Raw genomic sequence first — 20654 nt, forward strand, 5'->3', positions numbered from 1 at the left:
TTATTGCTTAAAAATTAAGAGGATGCTTTTTCTTTCGGCTTCAGTGCGCTCAGTGGTTTGGTTGGTGAGACACCCAAAATATTCAAGCTGCCACCCATCACTTCTTTAAATACCGGACCTGCCACCACGCCGCCGTAGTAGCCGTTTTTGGTTGGTTCGTCCACCGTGACTGCCACAATCACGCGCGGATTTTTGGCAGGGGCAAAGCCGATAAAGGTGGCAACGTGCTTGTTGTCAACATAGCGACCGCCAACCAATTTACGCGCCGTACCGGTTTTGGCACCAACATCGAAACCATCCACCGCACCGGCCATACCGGTACCGCCTTCTTCTGTTACCGATACCATCATTTCACGTACTTGTCTCGCGGTCTCAGCCTTGATAACGCGCTTGCCTTTAGGCGCGACAGCTTGTTTTTCAAAGCTTACCGGCAACAAAATGCCATCGTGGGTCAACGTGGTGTACGCGCGCGCCAACTGCAACAAGCTCAATTGCAAACCATAACCGAAAGACATGGTCGCCTGCTCAATCGGCTGCCATTTTCGCCAGCTACGCAACAAACCGGCAGTCTCACCCGGGAAGCCCGAATGCATGCGCACGCCTACACCCAATTCGTGATAGAAATCATACATTTCTTTCGGCTTGAACATCTTCGACAGCTTACTGGTGCCGACGTTAGACGATTTCTGCATGATGCCGCGCACATCTAATTTCGGATAAACATGAGTATCGCGCACAGTCGCATTACCGATGCGATACGGCATGGTATCGAATACTTCATGAGGTGTGGTTTTGCCCGCATCCAAAGCTTTGGCAATGGTAAACGGCTTCATGGCCGAACCCGGCTCAATCATGTCGGTTACCGCTCGGTTACGGCGCTGCTCACTGCTGGCTTTACCTGGAGTATTTGGGTCGTAAGCCGGGCTATTCACCAACGCCAAAATCTCGCCGGTTTGCGCATCCAACACCACCACAGTACCTGCCTTAGCCTGATGGTAATCCACGGCTTTATTCAATTCCTCGTAAGCCAAGGTTTGAATACGCTGATCCAGCGACAACACCATATCCTGACCATTTTTTGGCTCGCTGTTGCGTGGCGAATCCAAGCTGTCAACGATATTGCCCTTGTTATCGCGCAATACGACTTTGGCACCGGCCTCACCGCGCAAGCTGTCTTCGCGCGACAATTCCAAACCTTCTTGGCCTTTGCCATCAATATTGGTAAAGCCGATGACATGCGCAAACAAATTACCCATCGGATAATGGCGTTTCAATTCTTTTTGGAAACCCAAACCTTTGATGCCCAAAGCAGTGATGGTGTCTGCCGTTTGTTGGCTTAATTGGCGTTTCAAATAAACAAAATCGCGATCTTTGCGGTTTAAGCGCTCATGAATGGTTTCAACCGGCATATCCAAAATAGCCGACAATTGCGCCATTTGGCTGGCATTGGGCATTTCATCAATACTTGAAGGCATCGCATACAAAGATTCAGTCGGCGCACTCAACGCCAAGGTTGCACCGTTGCGATCGGTAATCATACCGCGCGATGCAGGCAAGGTCAGGGTGCGCACAAACCGTTGATCTCCCTGATTCTTTAGAAATTCATGCTGCGTGGTCTGCAAATAAAAACCGCGGCCCAACAAACCGACAAATGCCGCGACAATCAGCACCAAAACCACACAAATCCGCCCATCACTGGTGATGGGTTTCTTGGTTTTAACCGGCTTTTGAATCATCTGTGGCTTATATTCATTCTTAATTAACATCGTAAACTTCTCGTTGTGAATACCTGCGCGGCATGGCCGCATGGACGTTTTCTCTCGTTTTATTCTTAAAATGCAGGAGTTTATTATTTACGACGCTCAACCATTACGGTATTACGCGACGTCGGCGGCTGCAGGTTCTGCTTTTCCGCAGCCACTTTAATCAATTTATGATTGGCCAAACGCGCCTGTTCCAGCTTCAAGCGGGCGTAATCTTGATCCAGTTTGATTTGCTGCTTTTGTGCCTTATCTAAGGCGATAAAGTGTAAGCGCGACTGGTTTTGCACAGTCACCACCGCCACACCGGTCGCAAAAACAGCCACTAATAATAATGCGTTTAATTTATTCATTTCACTTCAACCGACCGCCTGACTTTCAGACGGCCTGACAAACCGTAGAGAGATTATTGGGCAGTAAAGCTGCCTGATGTGCGTTCCGCCACCCGCAATACTGCGCTTCTGGCACGCGGATTGGCCGAGGTTTCCGCCTCGCTGGGTTTGATGGCTTTCCCCACCAACACCAAAGGCGGCTGCGGCAAATCAGATTCTTTTACCGCCGCCCAGCGCGGCAATGGCGCATGTTGTGAATGCTTTTTCATAAACTGCTTCACAATACGGTCTTCTAAGGAATGAAATGCAATCACTGCCAACCGACCGCCTTCGTTCAGACGGCCTACCACTTGCGGCAATACGGCCTCTACTTCTTCGAGCTCACGGTTAATAAAGATGCGAACTGCTTGGAAGGTGCGCGTTGCAGGGTCTTGTCCGCGCTCACGAGTACGGACGTTTTGCGCCACGAGCTGCGCCAGCTTGCGGGTTGTATCGATGGGCGCTTCTTCGCGCGTTGCAACAATGGCGCGCGCAATCTGGCGACTAAACCGCTCTTCACCATAATTTTTTATCACCTCATGTAATTCTTGCTCACTCGCCACGGCCAGCCATTCCGCTGCCGACATGCCGCGAGTCGGATCCATACGCATGTCTAAAGGCGCATCGAAACGAAAGCTGAAACCGCGTTCGCCCTCATCAATCTGCGGCGATGAAATACCCAAGTCAAACAAAGCACCGTCAATCTTTTCGATGCCCAATTGATTCAAGGCCGTCTGAAAAGTCGCAAAGCCGTCATGCACCACGCTAACCCGTTTATCCTGCTCGGCCAATTGATTGGCTACTGCAATTGCTTGTGGGTCTTTATCAAACACCACCAAGTGCCCTGCCTCACCCAGCTTCGATAAAATCAGGCGAGAATGCCCTCCCCTACCGAATGTGCCGTCAACGTAAACGCCGTCTTCACGGATATTCAAACCATCCACTGCCTCATGCAGCAGCACGGTAATATGTTGATAATCTTCAGCTTTACTCACAGTTGCAAATCCGTTTGACTCAATTGGAAGGCCAACTCATCAGGATCGATATCCAAAGCCTGATTCATCTCTTCTTCCCAATGTTGGCGACCCCACAGCTCCAAACGGTTGGCGCGGCCTACTAAGGTAACTTCTTTGTCGAAATCGACACGCTTGCGCAAATTGGCAGAAATCAGAATACGGCCAGAACCGTCCCATTCCAGCGTCTCCGCATTGTGCAACAGTAAATTCTGATAACGCTGCAAAACGGGATTACCTGCCACCTTCATGCCCAGCAGTTGCGCCGAAACACGCGCCCACTCAGCTTCAGGATAAAGCAGCAGCTTTTGGCGCGAATCCAGCGTCACCACCAGCGAAGGAGTGTATTGGCGCGACAAAAGGTCACGGAATTTAGCCGGAATGGCCAACCGCCCTTTGCTGTCTATGCTCAATTCATGAGAACCGCCAAACACGTTTCTACCCTCTAGCTTGGTTAATCAAAATCTGGGGACATCTGACACTTTCGCCCACTTTACCCCACCAGCCTACACTATAAGAAATTTTCATACTTCGGTCAAATCAACCCCAGCCCCAAAATAGAGTCGCATTACAAAAAAACTTATTAAAATACAATGATATAAATATAAAGCAGCATTACACCAATCCGTTCCGCATACGCATAAGCCATAAAAAAATACAATATCTTGTGTTTAAAATATAAAACAAACACAAAATATTGTATTTAAAGCCGCTGTTTCGAGACTTATTCATTCACGCTATAATGTTGCGGCAAATTCTGAATTTTTACATTATCTAACAGTCATGAAGCCACATATTCCCCAGCCATCTGACGAAGCCCGCCAATCAAGCCAGCAACTTTGCCAACACATCCGCCAAGAAATTATTGCCCACGACAACTGGCTGCCATTCTCTTGCTTCATGGAACTCGCACTTTATCACCCCGAATTTGGCTACTACACCGGCGGCAGCCATAAAATCGGTGCTTCCGGCGATTTCATCACCGCCCCGACACTTTCCCCTTTATTCGCTCGCACATTGGCGCGCCAACTCAACACCCTTTTACCGCAAACCGCCGGCAATATTTACGAATTCGGCGCAGGTACAGGCCGATTGGCCGCAGATTTGCTAAACCATCTTTCAGACGGCCTAAAAATCTACTATATCATTGAGTTATCAGCTGAATTAGCACAACGACAACGCACTTGGCTAGACCAGCAGCTAAGCCCAGAATTAAGCAAAAAAGTCATCCACCTTTCTGCTTTACCCGACACCTTCGACGGCATCATTTTAGGCAATGAAGTGCTCGATGCCATGCCAATTGAGCGCGTACACTACCAAGCAGGCGAATTTCATCAAGTTGGTGTCAGCATAGAAAACCAGCAATTCATACAAACCGCCAAACCTTTGCTATCCCCAACATTAATGCAAGCCGCACAATCCTACCTCCCCCTTATCGAAGGCTATACTAGCGAACTACATCCCGCGCAATATGCGTTTATCGCCACGCTTTCGCAAAAATTAGCACGCGGCGCAATGATTTGGATTGATTACGGCTTTGATGCGCAACAGTATTACCACCCGCAGCGCAACGACGGCACGTTCATCGGCCATTACCGCCACCACACCATTCACGACCCGTTTTTCCACATCGGCCTGACCGACCTGACCGCGCACGTCAATTTTACCGACATCGCCCAAGCCGCCACCGTTGCCGGGCTGGACTTTATCGGCTACACCACGCAAGCGAATTTTCTGCTCAATCTGGGCATTACCGACTTACTGGCCGCAACCGGTGATGTCGATTCTGCGGCCTATTTACGCGAAGCGGCAGCAGTACAGAAATTGCTCAACCAACACGAAATGGGCGAGCTGTTCAAAGTCATTGCCTTTGGCAAGCACATTGATGTCGATTGGCAAGGCTTTCAATTTGGCGACATCAGCCATAAGTTATGAGCAAGTTTGTAGGCCGTCTGAACATTTTTCAGACGGCCCACTAAGCTGATTTTAGATATTTGACAGATTTTTTTACCATTTAAAATCAATCAACAAGAAAATTTTTAGCAATTAACCCTTGCCAATGATTCAAAAAAACATATAATAGCGACTTCACGAAACGGCGAATTAGCTCAGTCGGTTAGAGCAGAGGAATCATAATCCTTGTGTCCGGGGTTCGAATCCCTGATTCGCCACCATATTTAAACGAGTTGAAATCTGATTTCAACTCGTTTTCCCAAGGGGGTATAGCTCAGTTGGTAGAGCGCTTGCATGGCATGCAAGAGGTCAGCGGTTCGATCCCGCTTACCTCCACCAGATTTAAAAAAGCTCTTGCTTTATGCAAGAGCTTTTTTATTGGCTATCAAATTATGAATCACCAATAGCCGCACCCAACATATTACCTTCCCTTCGCAGCATAAAAGGCCGTCTGAAACATTCAGACGGCCTCATTACTTAACGCTTCGGCAATTCCACCACAACCGTATTCGCCAAATAATCCTGTAAGGTGCGGCGGTCGCTTTTCACTTTAAACAACATCACCACACACGCCACATAAGCAGCAAGCTGGATAAAGTTACTCAACAAATCAAACATATCGGGATTATCGGTAATCGATTGCGCGACATAGGCAATAATTCCTGCGGCCAAGCCCAATAAGAAGTAATAAGCTACTTCGCGCATAAACACCGTACCGAAAAAGCCGGGATTGGTACCATCGGTTTTCAACACCCGAATACCCAGCATTTTTTTGCCCAATGATTGACCGTCTTTACTCATAAAATAAATCTGCGCCACACCATAAATCACCAACACAGCAATGCCAATCATCACCCAAGTCATGTTGATTTCAGGCAAAGTGAATTCTTTTGACGCGCTGGCGCGTTGCAAATAGCCACTCTCTCCGGTCAACACCGAAATAATCAACGGAATATAAGCAGCAATATTCAACATACTATTGATGATGACCGCCCCTATTCGCTTCATCGGCGGCGCCAAATCCACTTCAATTTGCGGCTCCATCATTTCAGACGGCATCGAATTCATATCATTCATACGTTCACCTTTTGATGAGATTCAAACACGCATATTTGCGCATTTGCAAAAAAATTCAATAAAAACCTTTACATTTTTTTCAGACGGCGTTAAAACACTTACTTTATTCATTTCAGAATTTTGTTAACAATTTTCCCTCAAGGAGCACAGAATGAAAGTAGGTTTCGTTGGTTGGCGCGGCATGGTCGGCTCAGTATTGATGCAACGCATGAAAGAAGAAAACGATTTCGCCCACATTCCTGAAGCGTATTTCTTCACCACGTCCAACGCCGGCGGCACCGCCCCTGATTTCGGCCAAGCAGCCAAAACCCTGCTGGATGCCAATGATGTGACTGAATTAGCTAAAATGGACATCATTGTCACCTGCCAAGGCGGCGATTATACCAAAGCGGTTTTCCAACCACTGCGCGACAGCGGCTGGAATGGCTACTGGGTCGATGCAGCCTCTTCTTTGCGCATGGCCGATGACGCTATTATCGTCTTAGACCCGGTTAACCGCAACGTTATTGATGACGGCCTGAAAAACGGCGTGAAAAACTACGTCGGCGGCAACTGTACCGTATCCCTGATGCTGATGGCATTGGGCGGCTTATTCCAAAACGATTTGGTTGAATGGGCCACCAGCATGACCTATCAAGCCGCATCCGGTGCCGGCGCGAAAAACATGCGCGAACTGATTGAAGGCATGGGCGCCATCAAAGCGCAAGCGGCCGATGAATTGGCCGATCCTTCCAGCGCTATTTTGGACATTGACCGCAAAGTTTCCGACTTCCTGCGCAGCGAAGACTATCCAAAAGCCAATTTCGGCGTACCTTTAGCCGGTAGCCTGATTCCTTGGATTGATGCCGACTTAGGCAACGGCCAATCCAAAGAAGAATGGAAAGGCGGCGTGGAAACCAACAAGATTTTGGGCACTGAGCAACCAATCGTGATTGACGGTTTGTGCGTGCGCATCGGCTCAATGCGTTGTCACAGCCAAGCCATCACGCTGAAGCTGAAAAAAGATTTGCCGGTTGAAGAAATCGAACACATTTTGGCCGAAGCCAATGATTGGGTGAAAGTGGTGCCAAATGAAAAAGAAGCCAGCATGAACGACCTGACTCCCGCTGCGGTAACCGGCATGCTAACCGTACCGGTCGGCCGCATCCGCAAGTTGGGTATGGGCGGCGAATACATCAGCGCGTTTACCGTTGGCGACCAACTGTTGTGGGGCGCAGCCGAACCCTTGCGCCGTGTATTGCGCATTATTTTGGGCAATCTGTAAGCTAACAAACAAAAGAGCAACGATTCAAGACGTTGCTCTTTTTATGATTCAAAGGCCGTCTGAAAATATTCAGACGGCCTTTTTGTTTTTTTAGGAAAGCTTATTTCACCAGCTTCAAACCTTTTTTCGGTTTAGATTCTGTTTCCGCTTCAGCAGCAGGCTTCTGCTCGGCTGCTTTATTGGCTGAATCAGGCGCATAAGGTTCGACTTCAAAGCCCATACCTTCGCCACTTTCTCTGCCAAAAATGCTGACAATATGTCCCACCGGAATCCAAATATCGTGCGCCACACCACCGAAACGGGCTGAGAAATTAACCCATTCGTTATCAATATTCAAATTATGGCTGGCAGTTTGGCCGATGTTTAACACAATCTCGTTTTCACGCACATACTGCATCGGTACGCGCGTATGCTCGTTTACCCACGCAACGATATGTGGCGTTTGGTTGTTATCCAAACACCATTCATATAAGGCACGGATTAAATAAGGTTTGGTACTGGCAGTCATCTGCCCTCCTAGAAATCAGCGATTAACGGCGCATGGCTTTTTCAGCCGGCGTCAAAGCTTCGATAAAGGCTTCGCGTTGGAAAATACGCTCGGCGTATTTCAACAATGGCGCAGCGGTTTTGCCCAATTTGATGTCGTAATAATCCAAGCGCCACAACAATGGCGACAAGGCAACATCAATCATCGAAAATTCATCGCCTAATATGTATTTGTTTTTCGAGAATGCGGGCGCTAACAAGGTTAGACCGTTACCAATCGCTTCACGCGCTTTGGCTTGCTCTTTATTGGTTGATTCAGCGTTTTCCAAAATCTGTACCAAGCTGAATAATTCTTTTTCCATGCGGTGCAAAACCAAACGGCCGCGACCACGCATTACGGGATCACCCGGCATCAATTGCGGATGCGAGAAACGCTCGTCAATGTATTCGTTGATGATGTTTGATTCATACAAAATCAAATCGCGCTCGACCAATACCGGCACTTGGTTATACGGATTCATCACCGCCAAATCTTCCGGCTTGTTAAAAATATCGACGTCTTTGATTTCAAAATCCATGCCTTTTTCGTACAACACGAAACGGCAGCGCTGACTAAACGGGCAAGTAATGCCTGAATATAAAGTCATCATAGCGTTTGGCTCCTAATTGCGTACCGCCTTTCAGACGGCCTATATATAAAGTTAATGGCTTGATTATATACGATTGCGTGATTTAAAGCTAGAAAATCGAGTTAATGCTTTATTTTTACTGATTATTTTTCAAAATTTCTATTCTGCAAATACAAAAAAGCAAGCCCGAAGGCTTGCTTTTTACTGCACTTCTTAGTGAACGTCTTTCCAGAATTCTTTCTTCAGGAAGTACGCCAATGGCAACATCACTGCCAACAAGAAAATCATCACGATGTAGCCGGTACGGTGGCGTTGCAATTGCGCCGGCTCACCCATGTAGACCATGAAATTCACCAAGTCGCGGGCATAATCGTCATACTCTTTCTCGATGACTTTACCGTTTGGCAAGCGGCGAGAATGCAAACCGGTTGACTCCCAGTAGAGTTTCGGCTCTTTCACGCCATGCTCGTTTTCAACCCAAATCGGTTGGCCTTTGCCGTCCAACTCAACCGCTTTTACGCCTTGTTGTTCCCACAAAGGATGAGGCATGCCGACTTTGTCGAATACGGCGTTGTTCCAGCCGTTAGGACGGGTCGGATCTTTGTAGAAGCCGCGCATGTAGGCATACAGGTAATCTGCGCCACGCGAGCGGGCAATCAGCGTCAAATCCGGTGGCGCGGCGCCAAACCATTTTTCACCATCTTTCGGATGCATGGCTGACAACATTACATCACCCACGTTATCGGTCGTGAACATCAGGTTTTTCTTGATTTCATCATCAGTCAAACCAATGTCTTTCAAACGGTTGAAACGCATGCCGGTCGCTGAGTGACAAGACAAGCAATAGTTGGTGAAAATCTGCGCACCGCGTTGCAAGCTCACTTGGTCACGCAAGTCGATGTCAACTTTTTCGTAAACCGCATGATCGCCGGCAGCCATCGCTGCACTCATCGGCACTGCCAACAATAAGGCAGCAAACCAGTTTTTAAGTGTTTGTTTCATTTTCGCTGCCCTCATTAGATATTCACTGCAAACAGATACGAGCCAATCAGGGTAATCGCTACGTAAACGAAGAACATAACTTTCTGTTTGGTCGTGCTCATGGTTACACGTTCCGGAACCGGTTTGTCTTTATCCAGTTTGGTGTAGAACGGCATACCCAAGAAGAAGGCGAAATAAACAACCGACAAGATACGCGCTACTAAAGTACGGGTATCGGTCGCTACCAATGCACCCAAAATACCCAAGCCGATGAACGAAATCACAAACAATACTACGGCAATCTTAAACAACGGACCACGGTAGCGGATAGATTTTACTTCACCTTTATCCAGCCAAGGCAACAGGGCAATCAATACCACGGCAGCACCCATCGCAATCACACCCCAAACTTGCGTACCCAAGAATGAAGGTACGGCACGCAAAATCGCGTAGAACGGTGTGAAATACCATACCGGTGCAATGTGAGCCGGTGTTTTCAGCGGGTTGGCTGCATCAAAGTTTGGTTTTTCCAGGAAGTAACCGCCGCCTTCAGGTGCGAAGAACATCACGGCACAGAATACAATCAGGAATACCACGACACCCAAGATATCTTTTACAGTGTAGTAAGGATGGAAAGGAATGCCGTCTAAAGGTACGCCGTTTTCATCTTTCAGTTTCTTGATTTCCACACCGTCAGGGTTGTTCGAACCCACTTCGTGCAAGGCAATCACGTGCGCCACGACCAAACCGATCAATACCAATGGTACGGCAATCACGTGCAAGGCGAAGAAGCGGTTCAAGGTTACGTCAGATACGTTAAAGTCACCACGAATCCAAGTAGACAAGTCTGGACCGATTACTGGAATGGCGGCAAACAGATTAATAATTACCTGCGCACCCCAGAACGACATCTGCCCCCAAGGCAACAGGTAACCCATAAAGGCTTCTGCCATCAAGGCCAAGAAAATCAGTGAGCCGAATACCCAAACCAATTCGCGTGGTTTTTTGTACGAACCGTACACCAAGCCGCGGAACATATGCAGGTAAACGACGATGAAGAAGAATGATGCGCCGGTAGAGTGCATGTAGCGGATAATCCAGCCGCCGGATACGTCGCGCATAATATATTCTACCGCGGTAAAGGCCGCAGGCAGATGGTAGGCATTCAAGTTGCCGTCTGGTTTGTAGTTCATGGTCAGGAAAATGCCGCTGACGATTTGAATCACCAGCACCAGCAAGGCCAACGAACCGAAGTAATACCAGAAGTTGAAGTTTTTAGGAGCATAATACTGAGCCAAGTGCTCATTCCACATTTTAGTCAGCGGAAAACGAGCATCTACCCAGCCTAACAATGCTTTTGCTTTGTCATTGGTTTGGTTTGCCATAGTTTCAGTTCCTTATTATTAGTCTTCGCCTACCAAGACGGTTGTATCGCTCAAATATTTATAAGGCGGTACCACCAAGTTGGTCGGTGCAGGAACACCTTTGTACACACGGCCTGCAATATCGAATTTCGAACCGTGGCAAGGGCAAAAGAAACCGCCTTTCCAATCTGCGCCCAAATCAGCCGGTGCAATATCAGGGCGATAGGTCGGAGAGCAACCCAAGTGGGTACAAATACCGATGGCAACCAAAATATTCGGCTTGATCGAACGGGTTGCGTTTCTCGCGTATTCAGGCTGTTGTTCCGCATCTGAATTCGGGTCGGCCATTTGACCATCCAGCGTTTTCAGATCATTCAGCTGCTGCTCTGTGCGATTAACAATCCAAATCGGTTTGCCCTGCCATTCGGCAGTCATCATTTGGCCAGCTTCGATTTTGCTGACATCTACTTCGATGGCAGCACCAGCGGCTTTGGCTTTTTCCGAAGGGAAGAAGCTTGCCACGAAAGGCGTTACCACACCTAAGGCAGCCACACCGCCTGCGCCGCAGGTTGCGAGCGTCAGGAAACGGCGGCGGCCGTTATTGATTTCTTGATTATCCATTATTCAGTCGTCCTAAGAATTTTGGGAATACCGAGCCATTAAACAGTGTAATTCTACCTAGTTTGTTGTAATACTCAAAGCATTATTTAAAATAAGGTAAAGATTTTGTGATATTTCTCAATATTTAGGCGGGATTTTGTTCGTCAAAGCGACATATTTCGACATTAAAGACATCCTCAATTGCCTTGCCCAGCGCCTGCACGCCGTAACGTTCGGTGGCATGATGGCCGGCGCTGATAAATGCCACACCACATTCGTTGGCCAAATGGTATTGCGCTTCAGAAATTTCACCGGTCACATACGCATCCACCCCTTCGTCAATGGCCGTCTGAAAAAAGCCTTGCGCCCCGCCGGTACACCACGCAATGCGTTTGATTTCGCGATTCATGTTACCCACGATCACCGACTGGCGCTGCAATTTGTCAGCCATACTGTCTGAAAGCTGCTGTAAGGTTTGCGGTGTGTTCAGACGGCCTATATTTAATAGGTTTTGATCACCGCATTGGTAATCCAATTCCCAACCCAATAAAGCCGCCAATTGCGCATTATTGCCCCACTCGGGATGCGCGTCCAAAGGCAGGTGATAGCCAACCATATTGATTTGGTGTTGCAATAATGTTTCGATACGTTGTTTTTTCCAGCCGGTAATGGTCAACGGCTCGCTTTTCCAAAACATGCCGTGATGCACCAGCAGCATATCCGCGCCTTGTTCGACGGCAAAATCAATGGCTGCTTTACTGGCGGTTACCGATGTCGCGATTTTGTTGACTGTTTCGCGCCCTTCAACCTGTAAGCCGTTGGGCGCATAGTCTTTAAACAGATTCACTTGCAAATTTTCTCGGCACCAATCCAATATTTCCTGACGTGTCGCCATATTGCCTTCCTTTGCTCACATTCTTCTAAAGTAGCGCATTTTATCTGAAAATCCCCTGCGCTTTTCAATCATTACACTGGAATAACCGTTCTTATTCATATATTTGATTATTAATCGTTTACACGTCAACATGAATTATTTTAATATTCACGCTTCACAAACACAGGCCGTCTGAACGGAAAACTCATGGATTCGATTATTGAACTGCGACACTTAAAAACCCTGCTGGCATTGGAAGAAACCGGCAGCGTTTCCTTGGCGGCCAAACGCGTTTTCCTGACGCAATCGGCCTTGTCGCATCAAATCCGGGCTTTGGAAAACTATTACGGCACTCCCTTGTTTGAGCGCAAATCCACCCCCTTGCGCTTTACACCGGCAGGGGAACGCCTGCTGCAACTGGCACGCGATTTGTTGCCGCAGGTGGCCACTGCCGAGCGCGATTTGGCGCAGATTATTGAAGGAGAAGCGGGTGAATTGCGCGTGGCGGTGGAATGCCATACCTGTTTCGACTGGCTGATGCCAGCAATGGGGGAATTTCGTCCGTTATGGCCGCAAGTGGAATTAGATATTGTTTCCGGCTTCCACGTCGATCCGGTCGGCTTGCTGCTGCAACACCGTGCCGATGTGGCGATTGTTTCCGAAGCCGAGCCGCAACCGGGTATTACCTATTTCCCGCTGTTTTCTTATGAAATGGTCGGCATTTGTGCCAAAGACCATCCGCTGGCGCATAAAAATATTTGGGAAGCGGAAGACTTTGCCGACGAAACGCTGATTACCTACCCCGTTCCCGACGACATGTTGGATTTGGTGAAAAAAGTATTGAAGCCAAAAGGCGTGAATCCGCCACGCCGCCACAGCGAATTGACCATCGCCATTATCCAATTGGTCGCCAGCCGCCGCGGTATTGCCGCCCTGCCTTATTGGACAGTGATGCCGTATTTGGAAAAAGGCTACGTTACTTCATGCAAAATCACTTCAGACGGCCTGCGCAGCGAACTTTACGCCGCCATGCGCACAGAAGACGTGAACAAAAGCTATATTGATAACTTCTGCCAAATTGTACGCGACCGCAGCTTTGCCGATTTATCGGGCTTGAGCGTATTGGAAATGAAATAATTTGATGTTTCATTAACAAGGCCGTCTGAACGATTCAGACAGCACGATTCAGACGGTCTTTGATGTAAAGAATAGTAAACCGCCCCAAAAAAGTGTAGAATACGCCCCGTTTATCACTCTTGTCTCACGCAGACTGACCCGTCATGGACCTTCCCAGTAGTTTATTGACCGAAGACACCATCCGCAACGCCCCTCACTAATCCCGCCGAATGCTCTACCGCACGGCGGGCGGAGCATTTATGAGCCACGAAACAGAACACAAAATCCACGAAGCCACTGATGCCGGTGAAAGCGATGTTGAGCGCATTGCCGCCGATTTCGACCACATCCACGCGCTGTGTGAAATTCTCGAACCTGCTTTCTCGCAAATCGAAGCCGGCACGCCGATCGAAGGCGAAGCCCTGCGCCTCAAGTTCACCGAGCTGACCGTCTTATTAAGCGAATTGCACCCTGCCGACGTTGCCGACGTGCTCGAATCGCTGCCACAGCGCGAACGTAACATCGTTTGGCTGTTGGTGGCACCGGAAGACGACGGCGAAGTCTTGCTGGAAGTGTCCGATTCTGTCCGCGAAACGCTGATTGAATCGATGGACAAAGACGAACTGCTCGCCGCCATCGATGATTTAGACGCCGACGAATTGGCCGAACTGGCCGACGATCTGCCGCACCAAGTGGTTTACGAAGCCCTGCAAACGCGTGACGAAGAAGAACGCGCGCAGGTTCAGGCGGCGATGTCGTATGAAGACGACCAAGTCGGCGCGATTATGGACTTCGAACTGGTGAGCATCCGTGCCGACGTGGCTTGTGAAGTGGTGTTGCGTTACTTGCGCCGTTTTGAAAGCCTGCCCGATCATACCGACAAAATTTTCGTGGTCGATGAAAACGATATCCTCAAAGGCGTGTTGACCATCCGCAGCCTGCTGGTGGCCGACCCCGAAGAATTGGTGGAAAACGTGATGGCCACCGATGTGGTGCGTTTCCGCCCTGACGATAATGTCGAAGAAGCCGCGCAAGCGTTTGAGCGCTATGACTTGGTGACTGCACCGGTTATCGATGAAAACAAAAAACTCATCGGCCGTATCACCATTGACGAAATTGTCGACGTAATCCGTGAAGAATCCGAAGCCGACATGTTGAACATGGCCGGTTTGCAGGAAGAAGAAGACTTGTTTGCGCCGATTTTGGATTCGGTGAAAAACCGCTGGATGTGGCTCGCCATCAACCTGTGTACCGCCTTTCTCGCCAGCCGCGTGATTGGTGCGTTTGAAGGCAGCATTGAAAAAATCGTCGCCTTGGCTGCTTTAATGCCGATTGTGGCCGGCATCGGCGGCAACTCGGGCAACCAAACCATTACCATGATTGTGCGCGCGATGGCGGTCGGTCAGATTACCGGCATTCAAGCGAGCAAACTGCTAAAAAAAGAAGTCGGCGTGGCCTTGGTCAACGGCGTGTTATGGGGCAGCGTGATGGGGTTGATTTCATGGGTGTTGTACGACAATTTGGGCATCGGCTTGGTGATGGTCGCCGCCATGACCTTAAACCTGCTCTTGGCCGCCACCGTAGGTGTGTTGATTCCGGTGGTACTCGACAAAGCCGGCCGCGACCCGGCATTAGGCAGCTCGGTGCTGATTACCGCCGTCACCGACTCGGGCGGCTTCCTGATTTTCTTAGGCTTGGCAACGATTTTCCTGCTTTAATATCCATATCGAGGCCGTCTGAACATAAGTTTCAGACGGCCTTTTCACCCGTTTTTTAATAAACAAAATCTTACAAGACTAAATAAAAATATTGTTTTATAATTCGATAAATAATATTTTTCTTAGTTTTAACTATGGATTACGATAAAATCAACCGCAAGCTGGCGATTTTGGCGGACGCGGCCAAATACGATGTGTCCTGCTCGTCCAGCGGAGGCTCACGCAAAAACGACGGCGGCTTGGGCAACTCTTCCCGTGCGGGCATTTGCCACAGCTTCACCGAAGACGGCCGCTGCGTGTCGCTGCTCAAAATCCTGCTCACCAATCATTGCATCTACGATTGCGCCTATTGCGTGTCGCGCCGCAGTAATGACGTGCCGCGCGCCGCGTTCACGGTGGAAGAAGTGGTTGATTTGACCATGAGTTTTTACCGGCGCAACTACATCGAAGGGCTGTTTCTCAGCTCGGGTATTTTCAAAAACGCCGACTACACCATGGAACGCTTGGTGCGCATCGCCAAAAAGCTGCGCACCGAACACCGCTTCAACGGCTATATCCACCTCAAAGCCATTCCCAAAGCTTCGGATGAAATCCTGCAGGAAGCCGGACGCTATGCCGACCGCTTGAGCATCAACATGGAAATCCCCACCGTTTCAGGCTTGGAGCGGCTCGCGCCCGAGAAAAAACACACCGACATCACCCAGCCCATGCTGTTTGTCAAAAACGAAATCGCCGCCACCGCCGACAGCCGCAAAACCATCAAATCCACGCCGAAATTCGCGCCGGCCGGACAAAGCACGCAGCTCATCATCGGCGCCAGCGGTGAAAACGACCGCCAAATCATCCACGCCGCCGGACGCTTTTATCAAAACTACGGTCTCAAGCGCGTGTATTACTCGGGCTATGTGCCGGTGTTGGAAGACAGCCGCCTGCCGCCCTTATCGGCGCAAGTGCCGCTGCGGCGTGAAAACCGCCTGTATCAGGCCGATTGGCTGATGCGGTTTTACGGTTTTGCCGACCATGAAATTCTCGACCGCGAGCAGCCGTTTCTTGATTTGGATTTCGATCCCAAACTGGCTTGGGCGCTGCGCCATCGAGCCTATTTTCCCGTGTCCTTGCAACACGCGCCGCTGGAAATGATTCTGCGCGTGCCCGGCATTGGCGTGAAATCGGCCAAACGCATCGTGCAGGCGCGCCGCTTCCGTATGTTGACGTGGGCGCAGTTGGTGAAAATGGGCATCGCCCTCAACCGCGCGCGCTATTCCATCACCCTGCCCGAACCCAACCGCTACGCCGCCTTAATCGACAGCCCGAATTTACGCAGCCTGTTGTTGCAGCAAACCCGCTCGAAATTCATGCAAAGCGATGCGGTGCAAGGCGATTTGTTCGGCTAAACACAACAGGCCGTCTGAAAGCCATGCACTGCTTTACCATGACTTTTCAGACGGCCCCTTCGGTGCGAAACAATCATGACCACACCCGACCAATACACACTCATCTACGACGGCAGCTTCGACGGCCTGCTCAGCGCGGTGTTTACCGTGTATGCCGGCAAATATCCACTCGATTTTGTGCACATCACCGCCGCCCCCAACGATGCCGATTTGTTCGGCCACACCGTCTCCGTGACCAGCAACCCCGACCATGCCGCACGGGTGCTTGAGCGTTTGCAGCGGCAATTGGGCAGATGCGGCATTCAAACGCTGCTTTACGGTTTTCTTATCAACGATAAAGACATGCCCGACACTTTCCTGCGCATTGTCCGCTTAGCCTTGGCGCAGCCTGACCGTCCGAATATTCTCAGCGATTACGGTCACCCCGACGTGATGCAGTGGGCGCAATGGGTAAAAACCGTCGGCCGCGAAAAGCACCATATGGAAGCATTTGTGCGCTTTGAAGAATATCATGTTCAGGGCGAAGCCGAGCCGATTTACATCGCCCGCATCGAGCCGCAGTTTGATATTCTGCCGCTGATTACGCGTTTTTTCCGCAATCGCTACGCCGACCAGCAATGGCTGATTTTCGACGTCGGCCGCAGCTACGGCGTGTATTTCGACAAAACCGCCGTACATCAAGTCCGCGATTTGGACACTTCCGGTGAATATGCCGCCCCATCCGAGCGCGAACGGCATTATCAGAAGCTGTGGCAACGTTATTTCAAAAGCGCCACCATCACGTCTCGCATCAACCTGCGCCAACACCGGCAAATGATGCCGCAGCGCTATTGGCGCTACCTGACGGAAAAGCGGCCGATGTTGCCATGAAAAAAGGCCGTCTGAAAACGATTATTTCGTTTTCAGACGGCCTGAGACCTTTGTAAAACTTCATGACCTACCAATAAAAATCAAAACCGCCGTCATTCCCGCGCAGGCGGGAATCCATCGTAACCTAAGAAACCTATTTATTCAACAGTTTCCCATGCTCAAAAATTGATTCCTGCCTGCGCGGGAATGACGGCGGTTTAGGGTATGCTAACTTTTGAAGGAGTTTTGCAAAGGTCTCGGTCTTTTCATCAAACTATTAAACCCAAACCCTTACAGGTAGAATTTCTCAATCACTTTTAAATTGTCATCCAATTTATACACCAGCGGCTGACCGGTCGGGATTTCCAAAGCCATGATGTCATCGTCGGAAATGCCTTCGATGTGTTTGGCCAAGGCGCGCAATGAATTGCCGTGTGCCGCCACCAATACGCGTTTGCCGCTCAAAATGGCCGGTGCGATTTGATCTTCCCAGAATGGCAATACGCGCTCCAGCGTCACTTTCAAGTTTTCACCGTCCGGCACGACATCGGCAGGCAGATGGGCGTAACGGCGGTCGTTATGCGCGGAAAATTCGTCGTCTTTGTCCAACAATGGTGGCAAGGTGTCGTAGCTGCGGCGCCAGATGTGCACTTGCTCGTCGCCGTATTTTTCAGCGGTTTGTTTTTTGTCCAAGCCTTGCAGTTGGCCGTAGTGGCGCTCGTTCAAACGCCAGGTTTTGATTTGTGGAACAAACAGTTGGTCGCTTTCTTCCAACACGATGTTGCAGGTTTTGATGGCGCGGGTCAGCACAGAAGTGAAGGCGATGTCGAACTCATAGCCTTTTTCTTTCAGCTTTTGACCGGCGGCGGCGGCTTCGGCCAAACCCTGCTCGCTCAATTTTACGTCGCGCCAGCCTGTGAACAGGTTTTTCGCATTCCATTCGCTTTGTCCGTGACGGATAAATACCAATTCCATTGTTATTGCTCCATTTGTTTAGGGGGATTTTGAAAGGTTTATTTATAACATAATTTGCACCTGTTTTGCGGATTTGTGTGCAAACATCACGGCCTCCCCTGCCTAATTCATTATTCCCGCATTGTTCAGCCGGCCTTAACAAACCCATTAAAATCTAATAAAGGCCGCTTGACCTATGTTTTCTTAGCCTATTTTAATCAAGCTTCCAGTCAAATGTTAATAAAGTGAAAAGGCAGTCTGAAGCGCTTTCAGATGGCCTTTTTCAGGTTTATACTGAAATTTCTAATCCACAAAGGAGAATCAGCATGGACAAATCAGCCAAACCTTTTGAAAGCGAAGAAAATGGCGTAGGCAAATGCCCGGATTGCTCTGTCGAAGTCGGCACTGTGTTTGACAACAACGATTGCAGCTTTGAAATCGTCCAAATCTACGAAACCGAACAGCTCGCCCGCGAAGCAGAAGGCTATTACACCGAACTGGCGCGCTCGGTAGAAAGCGAAGCCTGCGAAATCATCAGCGACATCGGCGGCATGGAAGAAGGCTTCAAATTGATGATGACCTTCAATTTCTGTTGCGAAAGCGAAAAAGTTATTTTCCAACTGAAGCAACGCTAAGCCATTGATTCACTCGTGATACTCAAAGGCCGTCTGAAAACTTTTCACCGCAAAAGTGTTTTCAGACGGCCTTGTTATTTCATGACACCGCAATGCAAAACACAGGTAAAATAACGCGATGATTTCCTACACATAATATAGACAAAACGGCATTTCCGCTCCGGCGCCGATAATGCTAGAATAATGACCGTCACACATCAATGATAAGTTTATGAATATTTTAGAAGCTTTGTTGCTACTGTTTGTTTTGATCGTCATCAGCGCCTTTGTTTCCTGCTCCGAGCTGGCGCTGGCATCCGCGCGCAAAATCAAATTGCAGGTGATGGCCAAAGACGGCGGCGACGTTCGTGCGCTGGATGTTTTGAACATGCAGCAGCAGCCCGGCAGCTTTATCACCATCGTGCAAATCGGCCTGAACGCCGTCGCCATTTTAGCCGGTATCGTCGGCGAGGCGGCCATGCGTCCGTATTTCGACCGCATGTTTGCCCACATCGGTTCATGGGGCAGCACGCTGGCATCGGTGTGGACATTTATGCTGGTGACCGGCAGTTTCATTTTGCTGGCTGACCTGATGCCCAAGCGTTTTGCCATGACCAATCCCGAAGCGGTGGCGGTACGCGTGGTGCGGCCGATGATTTTCTTGATTTTTATTTTGAAACCGTTTGTGTGGTTTTTCGACGGCTTGGCCAATGCCATTTTCAAATTATTGAACATTTCCACCGTGCGGCAGGAGCAGCTCACATCCGAAGACATTTACGCCGTCGTCGATGCCGGCGCTCAGGCAGGCGTTTTGAAGCAGCAGGAACATTATCTGATCGAAAACGTGTTTGATATGCAGGAGCGCACGGTCACTTCAACCATGAATACGCGCGAATACATCGCCTATTTCGACAAAAACGACAGCAGCGAAACCATTATCGAAGCCATGTCGGAAAAGCCGCACAATAAATTTTTAGTATGCGACGGCGATTTGGAACGCGTCATCGGCTATATCGAATCGCATACGCTTCTGACGCTGTTTTTAAAAGAAAAAGACGTCCGTCTGACCGACAAACGCGTGTTGCGCAAAGCCTTGTTTATCCCCGATACGCTGTCGCTTTTCGATGTTCTGGAAACCTTCAAAACTTCGGGAGAAGACTTTGCCGTGGTGGTCAACGAATATGCGCTGGTAGTCGGCGTGGTCACGCTCAAAGACGTGATGAACATCGTGATGGGAGAATTGGTCAACACCGAAGAAGAACCACAAATCATCCGCCGCACCGAAGACACTTGGCTGGTCGACGGCGCCACACCGCTGGAAGACGTTATGCGTGCGCTGAGCATCGAAGAGTTTCCCAACTCGGAAAACTATGAAACCATCGCCGGCTTTATGATGTATTCGCTGCGAAAAATCCCCAAACGTACGGATTTTCTGATTTACGGCGGCTATAAGTTTGAAATCATCGATACCGAAAATCTGAAAATCGACCAACTTTTGGTATCCAAACAAGACTTATCCGAAATATAAGTGCTTGCAATGAATAAGGCAAAGCAGAGGCCGTCTGAAAATTTTCAGACGGCCTCTGCCATTATCTGCCAATATTATGGCCGGCAAATTTTATTTTGGCTGCTTCAAG

20 protein-coding genes and 2 tRNA genes are annotated in these 20654 nt (G+C 49.3%); 10 read left to right on the forward strand and 12 right to left on the reverse strand.

Annotation, left to right across the window (positions count from 1 at the left end):
* Positions 1–14 precede the first annotated feature (14 nt).
* From CRG49_RS01050 to mraZ, 4 genes are all read right to left on the reverse strand, one after another.
* Complete coding sequence (locus CRG49_RS01050) at positions 15–1766, reverse strand: penicillin-binding protein 2 (RefSeq protein ID WP_095502309.1); 1752 nt, start codon at positions 1764–1766, stop codon at positions 15–17.
* Positions 1767–1849: 83 nt separating this feature from the next.
* Positions 1850–2113, reverse strand: a complete 264-nt coding sequence (gene ftsL, locus CRG49_RS01055) for a cell division protein FtsL (protein ID WP_095502308.1) — start codon at positions 2111–2113, stop codon at positions 1850–1852.
* A gap of 53 nt (positions 2114–2166) precedes the next feature.
* Positions 2167–3126 (reverse strand): 16S rRNA (cytosine(1402)-N(4))-methyltransferase RsmH, encoded by a 960-nt coding sequence (gene rsmH / locus CRG49_RS01060; protein ID WP_095502307.1) that lies wholly within the window; start codon positions 3124–3126, stop codon positions 2167–2169.
* Positions 3123–3578 (reverse strand): division/cell wall cluster transcriptional repressor MraZ, encoded by a 456-nt coding sequence (mraZ, locus tag CRG49_RS01065; protein WP_095502306.1) that lies wholly within the window; start codon positions 3576–3578, stop codon positions 3123–3125. Before mraZ ends, rsmH begins: the two co-directional genes overlap by 4 nt.
* A gap of 349 nt (positions 3579–3927) precedes the next feature.
* Here mraZ and CRG49_RS01070 point away from each other — a divergent pair, with 349 nt between their 5' ends.
* The 3 genes from CRG49_RS01070 (at position 3928) to CRG49_RS01080 (ending at position 5436) form a co-directional block, all read left to right on the forward strand.
* On the forward strand, positions 3928–5079 hold the full coding sequence (locus tag CRG49_RS01070) for a class I SAM-dependent methyltransferase (protein ID WP_095502305.1): 1152 nt from the start codon (positions 3928–3930) through the stop codon (positions 5077–5079).
* Positions 5080–5241: 162 nt separating this feature from the next.
* Positions 5242–5318, forward strand: a tRNA-Met gene (locus CRG49_RS01075).
* Positions 5319–5360: 42 nt separating this feature from the next.
* Positions 5361–5436 (forward strand) — tRNA-Ala (locus CRG49_RS01080).
* Between the two features lie 138 nt (positions 5437–5574).
* On the opposite strand, the gene CRG49_RS01085 is transcribed toward CRG49_RS01080, so the two are convergent.
* Entirely contained in the window at positions 5575–6174 is a 600-nt protein-coding gene (locus tag CRG49_RS01085; protein WP_095502304.1) for an RDD family protein, read from the reverse strand.
* Positions 6175–6325: 151 nt separating this feature from the next.
* Here CRG49_RS01085 and asd point away from each other — a divergent pair, with 151 nt between their 5' ends.
* Positions 6326–7438, forward strand: a complete 1113-nt coding sequence (gene asd / locus CRG49_RS01090) for an aspartate-semialdehyde dehydrogenase (protein WP_095502303.1) — start codon at positions 6326–6328, stop codon at positions 7436–7438.
* Positions 7439–7538: 100 nt separating this feature from the next.
* On the opposite strand, the gene CRG49_RS01095 is transcribed toward asd, so the two are convergent.
* The 6 genes from CRG49_RS01095 to CRG49_RS01120 all read right to left on the reverse strand — a co-directional run bounded on the left by CRG49_RS01095 (position 7539) and on the right by CRG49_RS01120 (position 12393).
* Entirely contained in the window at positions 7539–7946 is a 408-nt protein-coding gene (locus CRG49_RS01095; protein WP_095502302.1) for a ClpXP protease specificity-enhancing factor, read from the reverse strand.
* Between the two features lie 22 nt (positions 7947–7968).
* On the reverse strand, positions 7969–8574 hold the full coding sequence (locus CRG49_RS01100) for a glutathione S-transferase N-terminal domain-containing protein (protein ID WP_095502301.1): 606 nt from the start codon (positions 8572–8574) through the stop codon (positions 7969–7971).
* Positions 8575–8766: 192 nt separating this feature from the next.
* Complete coding sequence (locus tag CRG49_RS01105) at positions 8767–9555, reverse strand: cytochrome c1 (RefSeq protein ID WP_195690064.1); 789 nt, start codon at positions 9553–9555, stop codon at positions 8767–8769.
* 14 nt (positions 9556–9569) lie between these two features.
* Positions 9570–10919, reverse strand: a complete 1350-nt coding sequence (locus tag CRG49_RS01110; RefSeq protein ID WP_095502299.1) for a cytochrome bc complex cytochrome b subunit — start codon at positions 10917–10919, stop codon at positions 9570–9572.
* Positions 10920–10937: 18 nt separating this feature from the next.
* Complete coding sequence (gene petA / locus CRG49_RS01115; protein WP_095502298.1) at positions 10938–11519, reverse strand: ubiquinol-cytochrome c reductase iron-sulfur subunit; 582 nt, start codon at positions 11517–11519, stop codon at positions 10938–10940.
* 124 nt (positions 11520–11643) lie between these two features.
* Positions 11644–12393, reverse strand: coding sequence for a Nif3-like dinuclear metal center hexameric protein (locus tag CRG49_RS01120; protein WP_095502297.1), 750 nt, complete (start codon positions 12391–12393; stop codon positions 11644–11646).
* Positions 12394–12579: 186 nt separating this feature from the next.
* Between CRG49_RS01120 and CRG49_RS01125 the strand changes: the two genes are divergently transcribed.
* From CRG49_RS01125 to CRG49_RS01140, 4 genes are all read left to right on the forward strand, one after another.
* Positions 12580–13509 carry a LysR family transcriptional regulator gene (locus tag CRG49_RS01125; protein WP_095502296.1) on the forward strand — a complete coding sequence of 310 codons (930 nt, stop codon included), beginning with the start codon at positions 12580–12582 and terminating at the stop codon, positions 13507–13509.
* 239 nt (positions 13510–13748) lie between these two features.
* On the forward strand, positions 13749–15206 hold the full coding sequence (mgtE, locus tag CRG49_RS01130) for a magnesium transporter (protein ID WP_095502295.1): 1458 nt from the start codon (positions 13749–13751) through the stop codon (positions 15204–15206).
* Between the two features lie 134 nt (positions 15207–15340).
* On the forward strand, positions 15341–16600 hold the full coding sequence (locus CRG49_RS01135; protein ID WP_095502294.1) for a putative DNA modification/repair radical SAM protein: 1260 nt from the start codon (positions 15341–15343) through the stop codon (positions 16598–16600).
* A gap of 75 nt (positions 16601–16675) precedes the next feature.
* Positions 16676–17470, forward strand: a complete 795-nt coding sequence (locus tag CRG49_RS01140; RefSeq protein ID WP_095502293.1) for a TIGR03915 family putative DNA repair protein — start codon at positions 16676–16678, stop codon at positions 17468–17470.
* Between the two features lie 270 nt (positions 17471–17740).
* On the opposite strand, the gene CRG49_RS01145 is transcribed toward CRG49_RS01140, so the two are convergent.
* Positions 17741–18424, reverse strand: a complete 684-nt coding sequence (locus tag CRG49_RS01145) for a 2,3-diphosphoglycerate-dependent phosphoglycerate mutase (protein WP_095502292.1) — start codon at positions 18422–18424, stop codon at positions 17741–17743.
* A gap of 305 nt (positions 18425–18729) precedes the next feature.
* Here CRG49_RS01145 and CRG49_RS01150 point away from each other — a divergent pair, with 305 nt between their 5' ends.
* Positions 18730–19038 (forward strand): YfcZ/YiiS family protein, encoded by a 309-nt coding sequence (locus CRG49_RS01150; protein WP_095502291.1) that lies wholly within the window; start codon positions 18730–18732, stop codon positions 19036–19038.
* A 211-nt stretch (positions 19039–19249) separates the two neighbouring features.
* On the forward strand, positions 19250–20545 hold the full coding sequence (locus tag CRG49_RS01155) for a hemolysin family protein (protein ID WP_095502290.1): 1296 nt from the start codon (positions 19250–19252) through the stop codon (positions 20543–20545).
* Positions 20546–20654 lie beyond the last annotated feature (109 nt).

It is taken from the genome of Neisseria sp. N95_16 (assembly GCF_002551535.2).
GTDB lineage: Bacteria > Pseudomonadota > Gammaproteobacteria > Burkholderiales > Neisseriaceae > Neisseria > Neisseria brasiliensis.

What these genes read in the sequence shown, in the direction of transcription:
- CRG49_RS01050 (WP_095502309.1), bottom strand. Translation starts at nt 1,766, where the DNA reads ATGTTAATTAAGAATGAATATAAGCCACAGATGATTCAAAAGCCGGTT.
- ftsL (WP_095502308.1), bottom strand. Translation starts at nt 2,113, where the DNA reads ATGAATAAATTAAACGCATTATTATTAGTGGCTGTTTTTGCGACCGGT.
- CRG49_RS01070 (WP_095502305.1), top strand. Translation starts at nt 3,928, where the DNA reads ATGAAGCCACATATTCCCCAGCCATCTGACGAAGCCCGCCAATCAAGC.
- CRG49_RS01085 (WP_095502304.1), bottom strand. Translation starts at nt 6,174, where the DNA reads ATGAATGATATGAATTCGATGCCGTCTGAAATGATGGAGCCGCAAATT.
- asd (WP_095502303.1), top strand. Translation starts at nt 6,326, where the DNA reads ATGAAAGTAGGTTTCGTTGGTTGGCGCGGCATGGTCGGCTCAGTATTG.
- CRG49_RS01095 (WP_095502302.1), bottom strand. Translation starts at nt 7,946, where the DNA reads ATGACTGCCAGTACCAAACCTTATTTAATCCGTGCCTTATATGAATGG.
- CRG49_RS01100 (WP_095502301.1), bottom strand. Translation starts at nt 8,574, where the DNA reads ATGATGACTTTATATTCAGGCATTACTTGCCCGTTTAGTCAGCGCTGC.
- CRG49_RS01105 (WP_195690064.1), bottom strand. Translation starts at nt 9,555, where the DNA reads ATGAAACAAACACTTAAAAACTGGTTTGCTGCCTTATTGTTGGCAGTG.
- CRG49_RS01110 (WP_095502299.1), bottom strand. Translation starts at nt 10,919, where the DNA reads ATGGCAAACCAAACCAATGACAAAGCAAAAGCATTGTTAGGCTGGGTA.
- petA (WP_095502298.1), bottom strand. Translation starts at nt 11,519, where the DNA reads ATGGATAATCAAGAAATCAATAACGGCCGCCGCCGTTTCCTGACGCTC.
- CRG49_RS01120 (WP_095502297.1), bottom strand. Translation starts at nt 12,393, where the DNA reads ATGGCGACACGTCAGGAAATATTGGATTGGTGCCGAGAAAATTTGCAA.
- CRG49_RS01125 (WP_095502296.1), top strand. Translation starts at nt 12,580, where the DNA reads ATGGATTCGATTATTGAACTGCGACACTTAAAAACCCTGCTGGCATTG.
- mgtE (WP_095502295.1), top strand. Translation starts at nt 13,749, where the DNA reads ATGAGCCACGAAACAGAACACAAAATCCACGAAGCCACTGATGCCGGT.
- CRG49_RS01135 (WP_095502294.1), top strand. Translation starts at nt 15,341, where the DNA reads ATGGATTACGATAAAATCAACCGCAAGCTGGCGATTTTGGCGGACGCG.
- CRG49_RS01140 (WP_095502293.1), top strand. Translation starts at nt 16,676, where the DNA reads ATGACCACACCCGACCAATACACACTCATCTACGACGGCAGCTTCGAC.
- CRG49_RS01145 (WP_095502292.1), bottom strand. Translation starts at nt 18,424, where the DNA reads ATGGAATTGGTATTTATCCGTCACGGACAAAGCGAATGGAATGCGAAA.
- CRG49_RS01150 (WP_095502291.1), top strand. Translation starts at nt 18,730, where the DNA reads ATGGACAAATCAGCCAAACCTTTTGAAAGCGAAGAAAATGGCGTAGGC.
- CRG49_RS01155 (WP_095502290.1), top strand. Translation starts at nt 19,250, where the DNA reads ATGAATATTTTAGAAGCTTTGTTGCTACTGTTTGTTTTGATCGTCATC.